The organism is Candidatus Hydrogenedentota bacterium (assembly GCA_035416745.1).
In the GTDB taxonomy this organism is placed as follows: Bacteria; Hydrogenedentota; Hydrogenedentia; order Hydrogenedentales; family SLHB01; genus UBA2224.
On the sequence record DAOLNV010000056.1, the window covers coordinates 21,228 to 37,467 of the forward strand.

The following is a 16,240-nucleotide window of genomic DNA, read 5'->3' on the forward strand; positions in this document are numbered from 1 at the left end:
GCCTCTTTTATTGCCTATTGATGCTTATATGCTTTATATGCGTCACTTGACCCGCATTCTTTCCGGCGACTTCCTTGAAGGTGATTGGCGAGAGAACTCGTTCCATAAAGAAGGCTTGGTTACAGAACACGGCCGGTCCCATAAGAAGCCCGGTCATTCTGGAGCATGAGTTTGCGGACAAGGGGAGTCAGGGCGGCGGGGTGAGCTTCGCGGGGACGCGCTTCAGAAAAAGGCGAGTTTCTCGGTACGCCCGTGCACGCGGCGGTAATCGGATTGTACGGCGAGGGAGGCGGTTTCAGGGGAGACGCCGCACGTGCCAATGAGGTGCCGGTAGATAGCCTCGCAGAGGCGTGCAAGGTTGATGCCGTGGGTTCGCCCCAGGCTGGCCCAGAGGCGGTCCGAAAACGCCATGAACGCGTCGAAAGGCGATGGCGGGGTCTTCAGGAGCGCATCGAGAGAGGCTGGAAAGTTGCCCGAATTGTAGTAGAGTTCGAAGTACCGCGCGAAGCGTTTCAGGCGCTGCATGTGCTCAAAATCAAGGGTTGCGGTCTGGATGACCTCGTAGGGCGCGAGGGATGAAAACACCATCTTGTGCGGCTCGGCATGCCGGGCAATCGGGGCGCCTTTGAGCCGTTTGAGAATCCCCACCTGAATCTCCTGCGGGCGCACGGCAAGCAGGCGGTCGAACCCGTCCCGGATGCTGTCCCAGGTCTCGCAGGGCATTCCGAGGACCAGGTCGGCATGCAGACGCGCCCCCGTCTGCTCACGCAGGAAACGCAGCGTGGCAATGGTCTCGTCCATGTCCTGGACCCGCGATATGGCCTCCTGGGTTTGGGGATTGAAGGTCTGGACGCCCACCTCGAGGCGCAACACCCCGGCCGGAAAGTCCGCCATGCGCGTGAGGGTGCGTGGGGACAGGCGGTCGGGCACGAGCTCAAAGTGAATCCGCATGCCCTCCCGAAGCCGCGCATGAAAGAAGTCCAGAATGGCGAGAACACGCTCTTCGCGCAGATTGAAGGTTCGGTCGACGAACTTGAACTGCCGGGCGCCGCGCGCCATCAGCGCTTCTACCGCGCCGAAGAACGGCGCTAGGGGGAACTCGCGCACGCATGGCTCAAGGGACGACAGGCAGAACTCGCATTTGAACGGGCACCCCCGCGAGGTCTCGACGTAGAGTGTCCGGTGGGCAATGTCGGCATCGGTATACGCGGAATAGGGGAGGGCCAGTTCGGACAGTTCCGGCGGGTTCCCCTCGATGACCTTTTCGCCGGGGACGCGTCCTGCCAGAAGGGCGGACGCAAGTTCGCGGAACGCCACCTCGCCTTCGCCGCGAACGAGGTAGTCGGCGCGCTGGAACAGCTCGCTCTCCTCATATTCGTGGCTGATTTCGGGTCCTCCAAGCACAACTATGGATTCAGGTGCGACGCTCTTGAGGACCTCGACCACACGCGTGACGGCGTCGACGTTCCAGATATAGACGCCAATACCGATGATGCGCGGCCGTTCGAGCAAGAGGGCTTCCACAATCTCGAGGGGCTCTTGACCGATGATGAATTCCCGCATGACCGCCCGTTGCTGCAAAGGGCCAAGATTTGCCCACAGGTACCGGAGACCAAACGCGGTATGGCTGTAACGGGCATTCAACGTGGTGAGAATGATGTCTATCATGTGACTTTCGTGCGATGCGTGGTTCCCGCGCGTCCGCGTGCGTCATTGCCCAATATACCAATTGGAGTTTTGAGGGCACAACACTCACTTGTGACATACCCATGCGACAAAGCATGCGATTGGCCTATTTGTATGTTATGCTCGTGTCGCTCGAATGAGTAAGGCGGAATCGGCGGCGAAGGAACTGCCAGGTTAATCATGAAAACAACCAGCATGGGGCGAATAGGGTGCGTGCTGCAGGTGTTGCGCCCCCACCAGTGGACAAAGAATGCCTTGGTCTTCCTGCCCGTTGTGCTTGCCCAGCGCTTGAACGAATGGAACGTGTGGGTATTGGGAATCCTGGCGTTCGCCGTCTTTTGTCTGGCTGCTTCGGGCGTCTATGTCGTTAATGACATACTCGATATCGAGGCCGACCGCCAGCATCCCTCGAAGAAGAATCGCCCATTTGCTGCCGGGGCGCTGTCCCCGCGGTCCGGTATTATTCTCGCCGTTTCTCTTCTGCTTGCCGCGCTCGCCTTAGCCGCGGCTGCGCTTCCTTCGGGAGCGGTGCTTCTTGTGGCCTTCTATGCGCTGTTGTCGAGCTCTTACTCGCTTTGGCTGAAGCGTTTTGTCATGGTTGACGTGCTGGTGCTTTCCGGTCTGTATTCGCTGCGGATCCTCGGGGGCGGCTTGGCGACGGATACCGCTGTTTCCCGATGGCTCCTTGCTTTCTCGGGTTTTTTCTTTCTGTCGCTTGCTTTCGCGAAACGCTATACGGAATTGCACCTGCTTTCCTTTACGAATGGCCCTGGTCAGCAAGCAGCAGGACGCGGTTACCGGGTGCAGGATTTGAGCCTTCTGGAAACGCTCGGGCCCACCTCCGGCTACATGGCCGTGCTTGTGTTCGCGCTCTATATCAACAGCGAGCAAATGGCCCGGTACTACGCCAACCCCTGGGCCTTGTGGCTGATCTGCCCCGTGCTTGTATACTGGATTTCACGCGTATGGTTCGTTGCGAAACGGGGAGAACTTCATGATGACCCCGTCGTCTTTGCCTTGAGCGACGCGTCGAGCTGGTTGGCGGGGCTGCTGGTGCTAGTCCTGGCACTGCTGGCTGTTTTCTTCCCGCGAGTTCCCTTTGCGGGGACGAACTGACGCGTCATTGCGGCACACGTTGCGCGGCTTGCCTTCTCAGCACGCGTGGAAAGCCGGGCATGCCTTATGTTGCATTTGGCGCTTCCGCGGCCTGGATACTCCTGACGATGCTCCGAAGCACCAATACAAACGCCGCCAGCACGAACAAGACGCAGAAGCTGAACACGAATGCAACAGCCGCGTAGAGGAGAAACTGCGCGCCGGGAGGCTCTTCAGGATACGTCGGCGGCGAGACAATCTGGAACTCGTCGATTGTATTGGCCAAGGCCAATTCCGCCTGCAGGTGGCTTTCGGCCAGGCTCTTGAAGATGTCCTCGGCGGTCTTGAAATCACGCCCCAATGCCTCTTCCATCGTCTTGCGTTCGCGCGAAAGCTGATCCACCTTCATTTCAGTGACACGCTGCTCCCGCATTAAGCCATACATCCGCTCCCTGTTTACCTTGTTCAGGTCGGCTTCTTTGGCGCGATCCAGCATGAGCAACGCTTTGCGCCTGGCGAGATAGTCCGCTTGAAGGGATTCAAGGTCCTTCTGCAAGGTTGCGATATCTTGCTCGACTCTGGTCAACTCCAACGGGGCGGAGGCCAGAACAATGCGGGCTTCCGAAAGCTCCTTCTGAAGCAGAACCGCTACGGGATTACCTCCGGAAGACTCTACACGAAAAGCCTCTATACGCCTGCGCACTTCAGGGGATAACGTAGGGGGAGTCCTGAGTTGTGTCTCCTCGGGACTTCCCCCCGGCGTCAGGCTGGGGCTTTGGGGGGTCTCAAGTGCGTCTTGGAGCTTCTCTTCTTGTTTCTCCTGCACGGCGCGGTGAGGCAGCTTTGTATAGGATTGAACTACATCCTCGATTTTCCGCTCTTCTTTCTCCCGCAAAGTGCGATGGGAGAATTCAGTATAAGATTTCACAAGTTCCGTGAGCTTTTCGCGGCGCTCTTTTTCAGCCGCCAGGGTTTGTGAAGCGCGTTCTTTCATCTCTTGTTCACGCAAGGCATCGGTTTCGCTGGGTGCAACACGGACAGGCTCGATTTCTTCTTTCCCCTCCGATACTCCGATCTCCCACGAGATCCGGTCAACGCCTTCAATCCCTGTGAGAGCTTCCGGCGCTTCGAGTTGCGCGGCCAGTTCGGCCAACGTTGCCCTGGCCTGCTCCAGCTCGCGCGATTTCCGCGCTTTGGCCAGTTCCAGTCCTCCCAGAATGCTCTTCTTGGCGTCAATGTTCGCCTCGGCCAACGGGAGAGCGAATTCGGCTTCAGCAGCAGCTATACGAGTGTCCCACGCATCCGCCGTATCCTGCAGAATCTTGATTGTCTCCGTCTCGTACCCCTGTTCGACCGCCAAGCGCTCGGCCTTCAAAGATTCCAGAAGCTGATTGCCTTCATCCGTGGTGCTATTGAGTTTGCCAGCCAATTGTTCCAGAGACGCACGCTGCTCCCCGGTCTCATTCTTAAGATACCGGGCGGTTTCCTCTTTGGCGGAAAAGGTGACGGTTTTTGCCCAGTCGCGCGCGGCTTCGACCCAGAGAGTGGCCAAATTGTATGCCTTGTCGGCATCCTGTGCCGAGACCCGCATCTCGATTGTGGGATAGTATTCGACGGTGTACGGCGTCTTGATCTCCAAGCGCGACATAGGACTCAGCATTCGCCGCAACTGGGCCACGGTAAGAAGATTCTCCGAACCTTGAACATGGTACGTGTTATAGGCTTGAGCAACCAGCGACAGCATTCCCTCAGATTGAAGAAAGAGCACATAGTCTGTTACATCGAGCGGTTGAGGCAGAAGATTTTTATTGGGTTCTACCCGCTGTTCAGCGCCTTCCTTTGCCGTTCCCACCAGTATCTGCTGCGGCCGCACGATGGCGATGGTCTCACTTACAAAGGAAGGTTCGTATGTGAGCGCAACGTATGCCCCCACAATGAGCGCGAGGACTGTCGAGACGAGGGCGATCCACCTCAGATTCGGGCGCAACCGAACGAACAGACGCGCAAAATCCGCCAATTGACCCCACTCGTTGTTCACGTTCACCTCCATCGGCCTTCCCGCCCCCCCAGGCGTGCCGCGTCATGAGGCAGGTTCTCCGGCCATTGACGCACTCTCTTCAACTCTTCATCCGCAACGAGGAACACCCTGCAATCGGAACAAAGGCCCGCGCCCCCGGCGCCAGACCATTCCGTTCGTAGTACTCGCGATTCAATCGTTCCACCACAAGCTCGCGGGCGTTCGACTCAGCCAGCACCATCATGCAACCGCCCAAACCGGCCCCCGAGAGCTGGGCGCCAAGCACTCCGGGCGTAGCCGAAGCGATGTCCGCCATCTGATCGATCTGAGGAATGCTGCAGGCGTACGAACCGGGCTGTGCATACAGCTGTGCCGCAAACACGCGCTGCGGATCTTCACTCTGCAGGTCGCTGATGCGGCCGGTCAAGTAGCTGTCATCCAGGGGAGCGACAAATGGCGCGCCGTCTTTGCCGCTGACGCGGTCCCCGTCATGTGAGACGTTCATGAGCCATCCGACCCGTTCCATATCCTTCTCCAGAAGAAGACGGTGCAACAAGTTACTTCGCTCGCATTCTGAAATCCCGAACAGCAGACGTGCACGCAGAGGATAGTGCTCCCGGGCGCTATGCATCGCCGTAATTCGGTCGAACACGTCCTTCCCGATGGTTTGTTTCAAGGCATCGGCATTTACGACCTCGGGGACATCCAGCAGTATCCGGTAGATGTCCGCTAACCGCACCCCAAGCCCGTGCGGGGAGATGTCGCGCAGATGATTCATAAGAGGAGCATAGTTCGGGAACAGCTTTCGTACCCAGTGAACAGCGAGCTCGTACGAGGCTACGCGTTCGTTGAAGGCATCGCGTGCGCCTGCCGCCTTCCGCGCCTGAACCCGGGAATCCGCGATAATGAGCGAGTACCCATCCGGAAACGGGACATATCCCCGGATGGCAAACGGGAAAAAGCCCACCGTCACAACCTGTCCGAATTGACTGAGTTTCACCGCGGCATGATCCGCGCTGCCGCCGCGCGTCCCCACAAACCATTCGCCTTCCCCGCACAAATACACGAGATCGTTCGGGGTGACGTCCAATCCGTTTGTAAGTACCAGCGCTTCCCCCATCGCGACAACGAGTGCCGACGACGAACTCAAACCCGCCGCCATGGGAATGTCGCCGCTGACGACGCAGTCCACGCCATGGATGCGCCGGTCCCTGAATTTCTCCTGCAACCGGAGCATGGGGGCCTTGAGGTAGTTGCCCCAGTTCCCCTGCAGGTCGCTGACCATCTTGAGCACCTCTTCACTGTTGACGAAGTCACGCCACTGGTCCAAACGAACCTGCCGAAGAAGGTCGTCCGCCGAGAATTCGAGGTCTTCGAAAGTGTCCGCGTCAAAATTGTGAGCCCGCACCAACGCGTCCTTTCGAGGGCGGGCCACCAGGATGTGTTCGCGGTCGATTGCCGTCAGGTTGACGCACCCGCCACGATGGTCAACATGCCGCCCCATCAGATTGATGCGCCCGGGAGCGCGAATTACCGCGACATCCCCGTCCGTGCCATACCGCTGGATAAAAAGCTCCACCGTCCGTAGAAGTTGGGAGCGTTTCTCCTCACACAGGCTCTGATTACCGCCGTATATGGCCTTCAACATGCCTGTCAAGGCGCCATCGGGAGTCGAAAGGATCCGTGCCCAGGTTTCGGGCGGCTTAAACAGCTCCGGGTCGAGAACAACGCGCTCCGCGGTATCAAGTCCCAGTTTGGCCCGGAAATGCTCCTCGATTTCGAGCAATTCGGGCGGACTGTTGAATCCTAAAACGTCTTCGGGCTTGTCGACCGGAACCGGGATGACCTGCTTTCCCTTGGAAACGAGATAGTCGATCGTGTCCGTCAGATACTCCTCTTTCTGGACGTTGTCACGCCGCAGATGGGCAAGCGCCTCGTACAGGGCCGGTCCGCGAAAGAGATACACTGCCTGGTTTACCCACTTGACGGAATCCTCGACTTCTTTGGCGGTTCGGTCTTCGCCTCCGATGGGGAACGTCCAACCCTCCTGTTCCGCCTTCTTCAGGTCGGCCTTCTCGATGATCTTCAGAAGATGGCCTTTCTCGTCCGTAACGATTCTGCCCGCGTTGGGCCAGCGGTGCTTCGGGGCCACGACCAGGGCCATGTCGGGTTTGTCCCGTTCAAAAGTGGCAAGGACTTTTTCCAGCGTTCGGGGTTCGATGAGTTTGTCGCCGGCCACCACCAGTACGGGGCCCTCATACCCCAGACGTGACAAGACATTGGCCCCTTGCCGCGCGGCGTGCCCCGTACCCAGGAGTTCCGCTTGAAATGCGAAAAGCGCATTGGGAAACCTGGGCCCCACTTCCTCGACAACGGTTCCCGCCAAATGGCCGACCACCAAAACATTTGGGGCGCTGCCCAGCGACTCGAGCGATTCCATAAGGTGGCAAACGGCGGGCTTCCCAGCAACCGGGAAACACACTTTCGGCGTCTTGGGAGACTGCATTCGCCGTCCCTTGCCCGCACATAAGATGATGGAAGCTAACCTTCCTGGTTTACCGCGTTGTGGCACAAGAACCCTCCCCTTGCCGCACCATCAGCGTTTCAGTAGTACGCGATGTCTTTTCCGCTCATGTCAGAGAGTATACGAAATCTGAAGCAGCATATACTAACCTCTACCCTCGTACATTATGCCAGGAACTCTGTAAGTTCAGGCACATAAGTTTAGGCGCCGCCTTGATTTGTCGCGTTTTCACGGATACTATTAGGCCTGATGTCTCAAGAAGACCACACAATAGGCAGGAAGGGGGATGCTGTTGCGGGGGCGGCTGCGGGACCCAGCCAACGCCCCTTGGTAGCTGTCCTTATCCTCAACTGGGAAATCTGGCGCAATACCCTCGAATGCCTCCGTTCCCTGGAGGGCATTACCTACCCTAAACAAAACGTGGGCATTTTCGTAATAGACAACGGTTCACAAAATGATTCGGTGTCCGTGCTGCGCAACCAACTCAACGCCATGCGAACTCAAGGATGGCGCGACCTGGCCTTGGTGGAAAACTCCGAAAACATCGGATTCGCCCGCGGGAACAATGCCGGGTACACACGGATCCCGCCTGAGTATGAGCTTGTCTATCTCTCGAATGATGACATCGTATTCTATGAAGATTGCCTGGAGCACGTGGCGGAAGCATTCGCTCGATACGAGAGCGCCGGAGTCGTCGGGGCGAAGGTACTGACGTACGATGCGCCTCATGTGCTTTCGCACGGAGCCGGATACGTGCGCCCTCTATTGTTAGGGACTCGCTCCGAGAATACCGAGACCCCCACCTATTGCCACTTCGTAACGGGGTGCGCTCTCTGTATCCGGCGGTCTGTAGTGGAACAACTCGGAACGTTCTTCGACCCGGCTTTCATCGCGTATTGGGAAGACACCGACCTTTGCGCGCGTGTGCGCGCGGCAGGCTATGGCATTCTATACTGTCCTGAAGCGCGCGTTTTACACAAGGTTTCGACGTCGACAGGCGGGATCGAGGGTCTCATCTCGCCAGTCCGCGCATACCGCATCATGCACGGCAAGACACTATACGCCAGAAAGCATCTGTCTTTGCTGTCACGGGGGCTCTTCTATGCCCTGTTTGCCGTGCGCTTTCCCTGGTTCGTCCTGCGCACCACGGTCTTGGGAGGCCGCGGTGCCCCGGTTCTGTGGGGCGCATATCTCAGGGGGGTCCGGGACGGGGTGTCGACCCGGCTTGATGAGTGAACTGTGCCGGTTTCGGGAGGGAGGAGGCATACGATTCTAAGCTGGTTTGGACAGAGGACTGTCGAGGCGCTTGCCCTATTGCGTACGCGAACCGCACGGCAGGCGTTTCTCATTGCCGCCGTAAATTTCGCTTCCGCTATCTTGCGCTTCGTTGTTACGATTCTTATGGCAAAGATCCTGTCGCCGGAAGGGTGGGGGAACGTTGCCGTATTCATTGCCCTGATGGACGTGATATCGATCCTGTGCGACAGCGGCGTCAATGCCACGCTGGTGCGCTTTGTCGCCGCCGAAGCCGATTCGCGCGCAACGACAATCTTCGGCCGCTGCTTCTCGATCAAGAGCGCGAATGCAGCGACGCTTGTTCTTGTCCTTTGGGTGCTGAGACGGCCGATTCTTGAGAACCAGCAGTTTCCACAAGAGCTTCACTGGCTCTACCCCGTCGCCATCGCAGCAGGGGTGCTTCTTTCATTTCACAGTCTCGCGTTGTCAATGTTCCAGGCCAAACAGGAATTCGGCCGCTACAGCTTCACTTATTTGTCTGTTAATACGGTTCGGATGCTTGGTCTGGGGACGTTGCTCATGCTCGGGACTCTGACCCTGCCGGCGGTAACGGCGTCGTTCTTTTCCGCGCCGGCTGCGGCCTTTGCCTTGGCCCTGCCGCTGTTGTTCCTGACCCTGCGGCGCAGCGCCGCGCTTCCTCGCCCCGCCGTGAGTCTTAGCGCGATGCTCCTCTTCATGGCGCCGCTCGCCCTCATGAACGCAATCACGATCGGTAACATGCGCGTCAGCAATTTCATGCTTAAAACGTTGGCTTCTCCGGAAGCCGTCGCCAATTATGAATTGGCTTACCAGATTGGGTTTGTTTTCCCCTTGCTGACAAGCGCGCTGTTCACGGTCCTGTTGCCCAGGGTGTCGGCAATGCAATCGCGCGATGAACTGCGGAGCTACCGCGCACGCCTTCTACGGATGTATCCCATCGTTCTCGGTATGACTCTTGCCGGGGTCCTGATAGGGCCGTGGTTCATTGCCGTAGTGTTTGGCGCGAAATACGCCGCCTCGCTGGCCATTGTTCGACTGCTCATCATAGGTTTCGGCATCCACATCATAACGCAGCCCATGAGCCTGGTTTTTTATGCCGCATCGCGTCCCGCCTATCTGACTGCGATCTATTCAGCGCAGTTTGCGGTAATCATCGTCCTCAATTATTTCTTCATACCCAGATGGGGAGGAATGGGCGCCGCGCTGACCGTCCTTATCGCGACTTTGCTCGCGGTATTTGCTATTATCACGCTTTCGGGATGGGTGATTCGGAACCTGCCGCGAGACCACAGGGCGGCTGATTGATGAAAACCGTGCACCCCTCAATGACAAATACAAACGACAAGCCGGCTTCCCCGCAAACCAGTTACTTCGCCAATACGAGGACGGAAATGGCGGAGTTCGTGCCGGAGTGGTCCAAGACCATATTGGAGTGCGGATGTGGGGAAGGTGTTTTTGGCGCCTTGATCAAAGGCAAGCACGACGCCGAAGTCTGGGGCATTGAGATCAATCCCGCGGCTGCGGAACGCGCGCGTAAGGCACTCGATAAGGTCATCGAGGGAGATATCGGCCTGCAAATCGAAAACGTGCCCGACGGGTACTTCGACTGCATCGTATTCAATGATGTCCTCGAACATCTTTTGGACCCGTGGGCCGTGCTTACAACGGCTAGACAAAAGCTCTCTCAAAACGGAGTCCTGGTCTGTTCTATTCCCAACATCCGTTTCTTTAGACTATTCCGCGACTATGTTCTTCGGGGAGAGTGGCATTATGAGGACGTCGGGGTCTGCGACCGAACCCACCTCCACTGCTTCACCGCAAAGAGCATCCGTGCGATGTTTGGCGGCGTGGGATACGATATCGTATCACTTGCCGGGATCAACGGTATCACGACTTGGAAATTCGGGCTTCTGAACGCCCTGACATTTGGGTGGCTCGCGGATACGCGGTATCCGCAATTTGCATGCGTGGCGAAACCAAAATGAGCGGCGCGAGCACCCTCCAAGAAGCAGGCGCGGCGATCATGGGAGGGGAGGAATCCGCCCGCAAAACCGGCACGTCGCGGTTGTTTCCGCCAGTTCTACTGGGAACGCTGGTGGCGGTATATGCCCTTTACGACCATATCTCTTACTACTTCCCGCCGTCACAAGCCGCGGCTTTTGCATATTCGCTGTGCGCCCTCATTGTCTTCCTGGCAATTCTCAATGTGCGCTGGGGTCTTTACGCCTTCCTGGTATGCCTGGTATTCGCCGACGAGATTTCGCGAAATCTGTGGGAATACACCGGAGATTCGGGCGTGACCAGCATCCTCACGGTCTCGCTGGGCGGGGTGGCAGTAGCAAACCTGGCTGCCCTTGCCATTATTGCGGTCGCGCTCGTTGCTGCGGCCCTGCGTTTTGCGGAACGTCCCCATCCCCCTGCGCTCCATCTTTCTGATTGGGCCATTGTTGCCATCGCCGGGCTGTTTGCGTTTGCCACAGCCCATGGCATCAGGAACGCTCTGGCGAATCCCCGGCTTGCCGCAAACCACCTCAACCTGCCCATAATGCTCGCCGGGATGTACTTCGTAGTCCGGTTTTTTTTCAGGGAAGAAGACAACCTCTTCCAGCTCTGGCGAGTTCTGATACTAGCCACAAGCGCCAAGATTATCGGATGGACGGGTCTCGCTCTTATGGGCAAAGGCTCTATGTTTGGAACGACCCTCCGCGTCGGATTTGGAGCGGTATGGACCCTTTTTGTGTTCGTGCTTCTGATCGGAGTGGTCCTTGTTACCCATGGGCGCGGCGTCACGGCGATCACGGACCGCGTTATCGCCGCGGCACTGATTCTGATGGCAGGAGCCCTCCTTCTTATATCCGCGGGCCGTATGCTTTGGCTTCTGACAGCGTTCGGATTCCTCATGCTGGTTATTCTGGACCGTCTACGAACTAAGGTAATCGTGCTGGCCTTTAGCGCCCTCTGCGCAACTGCGATCGTCTATGTGGTAGCCCTTTGGGGCGAGTCAATGTTCGAAACCATCGGGTCAATGGCAGGCACGCTGAAGATCTGGGAGGCGCACAGCGTGACCGCGTCTCTATCGACCATGGCGCGCGTTTACGAGTTCCGAAACATCCATTCACAGCTTCTCGAGCACAACAACCTTCTCCTGGGCGATGGTCCCGGAAGCACGTTCAGCGATCAGTACCACCCATACCCGTTCGGACTGAGCGAAAACGATTACTCCGTCGCGGAACAGGAATCGCGGCAGTTTCGCAACTCCCATTCGCTGGTGACGCAACTTATCCTGCAAGTGGGATACCTGGGCCTGCTTGTGTATGTGCTCTGTTTCGCGCTCATCTATGCCGCGCTGTATGCCGCCTATCGCCATATGAGGCATCCACGTCTCAGGCTTATAGCCTTAAGCCTGCTCTGTTTTCTCCCGAGCATGGTCTACATGTCGTGGAATTCAAAATCCAATATGCTCCTCGGAATTGTCGTGGGCGGTACGGGGCTTCTCATTCAAAATGCCCACGCGAACTCTCCCAACACCGGATCAGAAGAACGGCCTCATGCTCAAACCTGACATATACACGCCACTTGTGCTGGCCCTAGCCGTCGTCGCCTCCGGATGCGGCGTTGACCAAGAGACCTTGGGCACGCCTACGCGTTACATGGATCCATCCATCCCGTGTGAGGAGCTCTCGCTGTTTCATGATGCTGACTTTGAAACAGAACGAGGGGGCACTTCAGCGCACTGGGCGCCGCGCACGGGCCACGAACAGCAGGTATCGGTTACAGCCAGCGAAGTATATTCAGGGAAGTTCGCCCTGAGTATCGCTCCCGGTCCTGAATGGTATTTTGTCAAGCAATCCGTGAGAGTGGATCCCGCGGTGGTTGCCGGAAGAGTTCTCACTGCGACAGTCATGGTTAAAGCGGAAAGCGCCCCCAACGTCACGGTGAATCTGGCGTTGGGAGACGTGTATCAATACATTTCTCCCCGTCATCCCAGCGATGGCAATTGGCACAAAATGAAGGTTTCGTGTCTCGTCCCCGAGTGGTGGACCAATTCGGAAATCACTTTGACACTGACCACCGGCGGAGCGCCGCTCAAGCCGGTTTATTTTGATGACGTGCGCTTGTACGTCAAGTGATGGGGCTGTGTAACCTGCTTATGTCGGCTGTTTTATTGGAGATATTCCAACACCCAGAAATGAAAAGGAATTTCGTGCACACGCGCGGCGAGCTTTAGAGCTGCCTCAGGGACCTTGTAGTCATACTCGACGATTATGAAGCGAATGTGGTGCCTCTCGATCTGTTCCGTCAATGCTGCCTCGTCGCTGAGCACTTCGTGTCCAATAAAATAGATAGGGCGCGCACCGATGGGACTTGATAGTTGCCCTATCAGGAGGCGGCTCAATGGGGGATTGTGCATGCGATGCAGCGCAACGGCATCATTCCCGCGCAAGATCTCGTCGAATACGGTGCACGACAGTGGTGGCATAATGTAGCCGACCGGATCGTGCCACCAGAGAGTTCGGAGCGATCGTATGGGGGCATCTGGAAATGCCGGCCAGTTGTGGCCCGTCGCCCATGCATAGGATTTGGTACCCCACCACGCCGCGCAATAGAACCCTTCAAACAGAGCAATGCCAAGGCATAGCACCACCCAGACCCGCGGGAGATACGTCCACGGTCGAACAATCCGCGGCCGCATTCGGACAATCCACGCGGTCAGCCAAAAAAAGCAGGGCAATCCCAGTCCGTAGACCCAATAACTATACCGTGCCCGGCCGGCCCCCGGAAGAATAATGAACCCAGCAACGCAAATCGCCAGCAAGGGCCAAAGATGGGCTCCAAACCAGGAACGGACACCCTTGCTGCGCCAATAACGAACTAAACTCACGGCCGATGCAGCCAGCGCAATGCCAATAGCCGGAAGGCATCCGAAAAGCCATAAGTAACCAATCCCGCCGTACCAGTTGCTGTGGTCGCGGATGCTCTTCGGCCATTCCGTGATCTTCTCGCCGATTCCGCCCTGAAGCCAGAGTTTCTGAGGAGAGAACGCCCGGTCGGACTCCTCGCTATCGACAACTTTGGCGCTTGGAAAGAGTTCCTTGCCGTTGAACGTGACCTTGAGTGGCCAGACCGGATTTCCGGTTAAGACGAAGTTTCTTGTGTGCCAGTAACCTCCTACGCAATAGGAAGTCATCAGCACGAGAGCCAGAACCCCGGCACACCTCAAGAAGAGTTTGAACGAAGGATGCTGTTCTTGATGTGTGTTGCCCTCAGCAGAAGCCCCTCCCGCTTGTAGCCGGACGAGCCGAATGACCAGAGCTATTGACAATAAGAACAAGGCGGCCCATGTCAACACGTACAGGACGATACCCGAGGGTTTTGCTCCAAGCATAAGCCCCATGGCCGCTCCCAGGGGGAATGCGTCGCTGACAGCGAGCTGGCGTGAGGCAATACGGCGAAGAAAGTGCACACATCCAGCAAATACAGCCAGGACGCAAGCAGCGAATGCGCAATCGACTTTTGTTGTTGCTGACTGTTGTATCGTCACGGGAAGCAGGACAAAGGCGGCCCCAGACATGCAGGAGAGGGCCGTGCCGCAATCCAGCGCCCGCGCCAGGTATATAAGGCTGAATACGGCCATTGGGACATAGAACAGGTTGACCGTGTTCACCATGTTCGTGTTTCTCGTGGCCTGTACGATTACAAAGCTGAATGCCTCGGTCCCCATGGGAAAAGCATTCATTATGTTCGTGATCCCATTCAGCCACATATCAATACCTTCTGTGCCCAAGGCGAGTCCCGTGGAAATGGCGTGTACCCGCCCGTCCAGGCTCCAGAAATGAATGGGAGGGATGTGGTAAGCGGGACCATCCCATGACATGTCCGGTTTCAGATAGGCCTGGATGCACAAGAAGAAGTACAGGGCTATCGAGCTTCCCAAGAAGAGCGCAGCAAGAATTCGAACGCACTGCGTCTCCGTAGTATCCCGTTGGGGCCGCACTTGGCCCGCGGCGTGCCCGATTCGAACTGCAAGGGCCCCGACAGCCGCCGCAATGATCAAGACAGCGCAAGCAAACGATTGAGTAAACGGTACATGAACTAGGCCGGTGCCGAGCGTCAGGGCTTGAACCGCACCGAAAAACACCGAGCAACCGGAGACAATAGCGAATGAATTGTCGACGAACGTTCTCAGAGTCTCCCAGACAACACCACGGAACAGGCCGGCTTTGAAACTCATGCGCATGTCTCTTAAAGGCTTCCCTCGCCGGAAAACGAATAGCGCTTTCCGACACAGCAGACCCAATCCTCTGGTTGCCCCGCAGCAAGAGTCATCGTTTCGCCCTCCATCCTATCGACGTCTACAGACGGGAATTGGAGACGTCACTATGATCCACGTTCGCCTGTCTGCCGAGGAGCGCAAACACCCCCGCGAGGAGCAGTTCCGTCACGCTCACAATCACACGAATCAAAACGGCGCCCACGACTACCGCGGGCCTGGGAAGAAACGCCGGCAGCACCAGGTACAGGACTCCTTCGGTGACCCCGATGCCTCGCGGTGCGAAAAAGGCCGCCATGCCGATAAGCCCGGCCGCGAAAAACGTACCCGTTGTCACAAAATAGTATGAGAAATCGATCGGGGCCAGTGCCCTCAAGAGCAGGAAAAAGGCTAGTCCGTGAATGAGGCATCCCAGGCACTTTGCTGCAACGAAACACATCATGATGGGAAAAGAAGGGAACTGCTCGAGGGGAGGGCGGCCCGCCTTACAAAACAGGAAGTTCACAGCCGGTTTGAGAATGGGAGGGTAGAGGGTGAGCAAAAAGAAGGGAGTCAAGGCCAGGGCAGTATACCGGACAAACGGAGGTACAAGCCCTCTTGCTCCAACGACGCCAGCCAGCACGACCAGGCAGGCGCCGGCACACGAAGATACGTAGTCAACCCCCATAGCCATGGATACTGCCCGCTTCGAGTGACTGCTGTAGGCCTTGAAACGCATCAGTACTAACGCCACCTTGCCCGGCACATAACGCCCGAGCCGCGAATAGAAATACGCGTTTCCAGACTCGAGCCACGGCATCCGAACGCCAAATGAAGCCGCGATAAACATCCAGTTCGCGAACTGCGTCAAATGTCCCAGGAGAGCGCAGATAAAGGCAAGCACGAAGTCCCTGGGCTCTAGCGTGAAGTCCTCGGCTCTGAGTCGCAGCAGGCTGCTGCCCATCGCGTACCCGACAATGACGAGCACGGCCGCCAGAACGGCCCGCCACAGCCATTTGGACTCCCACAGTCTCCGAAACACCTATTGCTCCTTCTTGAACGCCGCGGCGATCGTCTGGTAGCACCACGGACGAGGAAACGGAACCAGTCCGAATGGGGACTGGATTCCGCCTGAATAGAGCTTGATATTCACGAAACCAGCGCGTTCCATCATGCGGATCAGCCATCGTTGCGGGTACAGACAGAGATGATCCTGTGCATAGAAATGCTTGCGGGACAACGTCAGCGTCAAGAGACGCTCCCACGGGGAATTTGGATTGGGTGTGGACAGGACCAGGATTCCGCCCGGCCGCAACGTCGCGAGACAATTGCGGAGGAAGCCCATGGGATGTTCGAGGTGTTCGAGCAGCTCCCCGGCATGAATCGCATCAAA

12 protein-coding genes are annotated in these 16,240 nt (G+C 57.3%); 6 read left to right on the forward strand and 6 right to left on the reverse strand.

The genetic code is table 11. The features are described from left to right. Positions 1-222: 222 nt before the first annotated feature. A complete protein-coding gene (locus PLJ71_15630; GenBank protein HQM50117.1) occupies positions 223-1,668 on the reverse strand; it encodes a DUF4080 domain-containing protein in 1,446 nt (481 codons plus the stop codon). 198 nt (positions 1,669-1,866) lie between these two features. On the opposite strand from PLJ71_15630, the gene PLJ71_15635 reads away from it, so the two are divergent. Continuing rightward, positions 1,867-2,802: a UbiA family prenyltransferase gene (locus PLJ71_15635; protein HQM50118.1), complete on the forward strand. Its 936-nt coding sequence runs from the start codon at positions 1,867-1,869 to the stop codon at positions 2,800-2,802. A 64-nt stretch (positions 2,803-2,866) separates the two neighbouring features. On the opposite strand, the gene PLJ71_15640 is transcribed toward PLJ71_15635, so the two are convergent. Then, positions 2,867-4,819: a hypothetical protein gene (locus PLJ71_15640; GenBank protein HQM50119.1), complete on the reverse strand. Its 1,953-nt coding sequence runs from the start codon at positions 4,817-4,819 to the stop codon at positions 2,867-2,869. Between the two features lie 79 nt (positions 4,820-4,898). Next, entirely contained in the window at positions 4,899-7,370 is a 2,472-nt protein-coding gene (locus tag PLJ71_15645) for an NTP transferase domain-containing protein (protein HQM50120.1), read from the reverse strand. A 201-nt stretch (positions 7,371-7,571) separates the two neighbouring features. On the opposite strand from PLJ71_15645, the gene PLJ71_15650 reads away from it, so the two are divergent. From PLJ71_15650 to PLJ71_15670, 5 genes are all read left to right on the forward strand, one after another. Beyond that, entirely contained in the window at positions 7,572-8,558 is a 987-nt protein-coding gene (locus PLJ71_15650; GenBank protein HQM50121.1) for a glycosyltransferase family 2 protein, read from the forward strand. Positions 8,559-8,636: 78 nt separating this feature from the next. Further along, positions 8,637-9,902, forward strand: a complete 1,266-nt coding sequence (locus tag PLJ71_15655) for an oligosaccharide flippase family protein (protein HQM50122.1) — start codon at positions 8,637-8,639, stop codon at positions 9,900-9,902. Then, complete coding sequence (locus tag PLJ71_15660) at positions 9,902-10,582, forward strand: class I SAM-dependent methyltransferase (GenBank protein HQM50123.1); 681 nt, start codon at positions 9,902-9,904, stop codon at positions 10,580-10,582. Before PLJ71_15655 ends, PLJ71_15660 begins: the two co-directional genes overlap by 1 nt. Further along, positions 10,579-12,159 (forward strand): O-antigen ligase family protein, encoded by a 1,581-nt coding sequence (locus PLJ71_15665; protein HQM50124.1) that lies wholly within the window; start codon positions 10,579-10,581, stop codon positions 12,157-12,159. Before PLJ71_15660 ends, PLJ71_15665 begins: the two co-directional genes overlap by 4 nt. Further along, positions 12,146-12,727 (forward strand): hypothetical protein, encoded by a 582-nt coding sequence (locus PLJ71_15670; protein HQM50125.1) that lies wholly within the window; start codon positions 12,146-12,148, stop codon positions 12,725-12,727. The genes PLJ71_15665 and PLJ71_15670 overlap by 14 nt, the downstream gene beginning before the upstream one ends. 32 nt (positions 12,728-12,759) lie before the next feature. On the opposite strand, the gene PLJ71_15675 is transcribed toward PLJ71_15670, so the two are convergent. The 3 genes from PLJ71_15675 to PLJ71_15685 all read right to left on the reverse strand — a co-directional run. Further along, positions 12,760-14,829, reverse strand: coding sequence for a hypothetical protein (locus PLJ71_15675; GenBank protein ID HQM50126.1), 2,070 nt, complete (start codon positions 14,827-14,829; stop codon positions 12,760-12,762). 121 nt (positions 14,830-14,950) lie between these two features. Next, on the reverse strand, positions 14,951-15,889 hold the full coding sequence (locus PLJ71_15680; protein ID HQM50127.1) for a hypothetical protein: 939 nt from the start codon (positions 15,887-15,889) through the stop codon (positions 14,951-14,953). Further along, on the reverse strand, positions 15,890-16,240 hold a 351-nt coding region (locus PLJ71_15685), incomplete at its 5' end, for a class I SAM-dependent methyltransferase (protein ID HQM50128.1).

Bases quoted from the DNA above. Each gene is read 5' to 3' on its own strand.
- PLJ71_15630 (HQM50117.1), bottom strand. From the start codon at position 1,668: ATGATAGACATCATTCTCACCACGTTGAATGCCCGTTACAGCCATACC.
- PLJ71_15635 (HQM50118.1), top strand. From the start codon at position 1,867: ATGAAAACAACCAGCATGGGGCGAATAGGGTGCGTGCTGCAGGTGTTG.
- PLJ71_15650 (HQM50121.1), top strand. From the start codon at position 7,572: ATGTCTCAAGAAGACCACACAATAGGCAGGAAGGGGGATGCTGTTGCG.
- PLJ71_15660 (HQM50123.1), top strand. From the start codon at position 9,902: ATGAAAACCGTGCACCCCTCAATGACAAATACAAACGACAAGCCGGCT.
- PLJ71_15665 (HQM50124.1), top strand. From the start codon at position 10,579: ATGAGCGGCGCGAGCACCCTCCAAGAAGCAGGCGCGGCGATCATGGGA.
- PLJ71_15670 (HQM50125.1), top strand. From the start codon at position 12,146: ATGCTCAAACCTGACATATACACGCCACTTGTGCTGGCCCTAGCCGTC.
- PLJ71_15675 (HQM50126.1), bottom strand. From the start codon at position 14,829: ATGAGTTTCAAAGCCGGCCTGTTCCGTGGTGTTGTCTGGGAGACTCTG.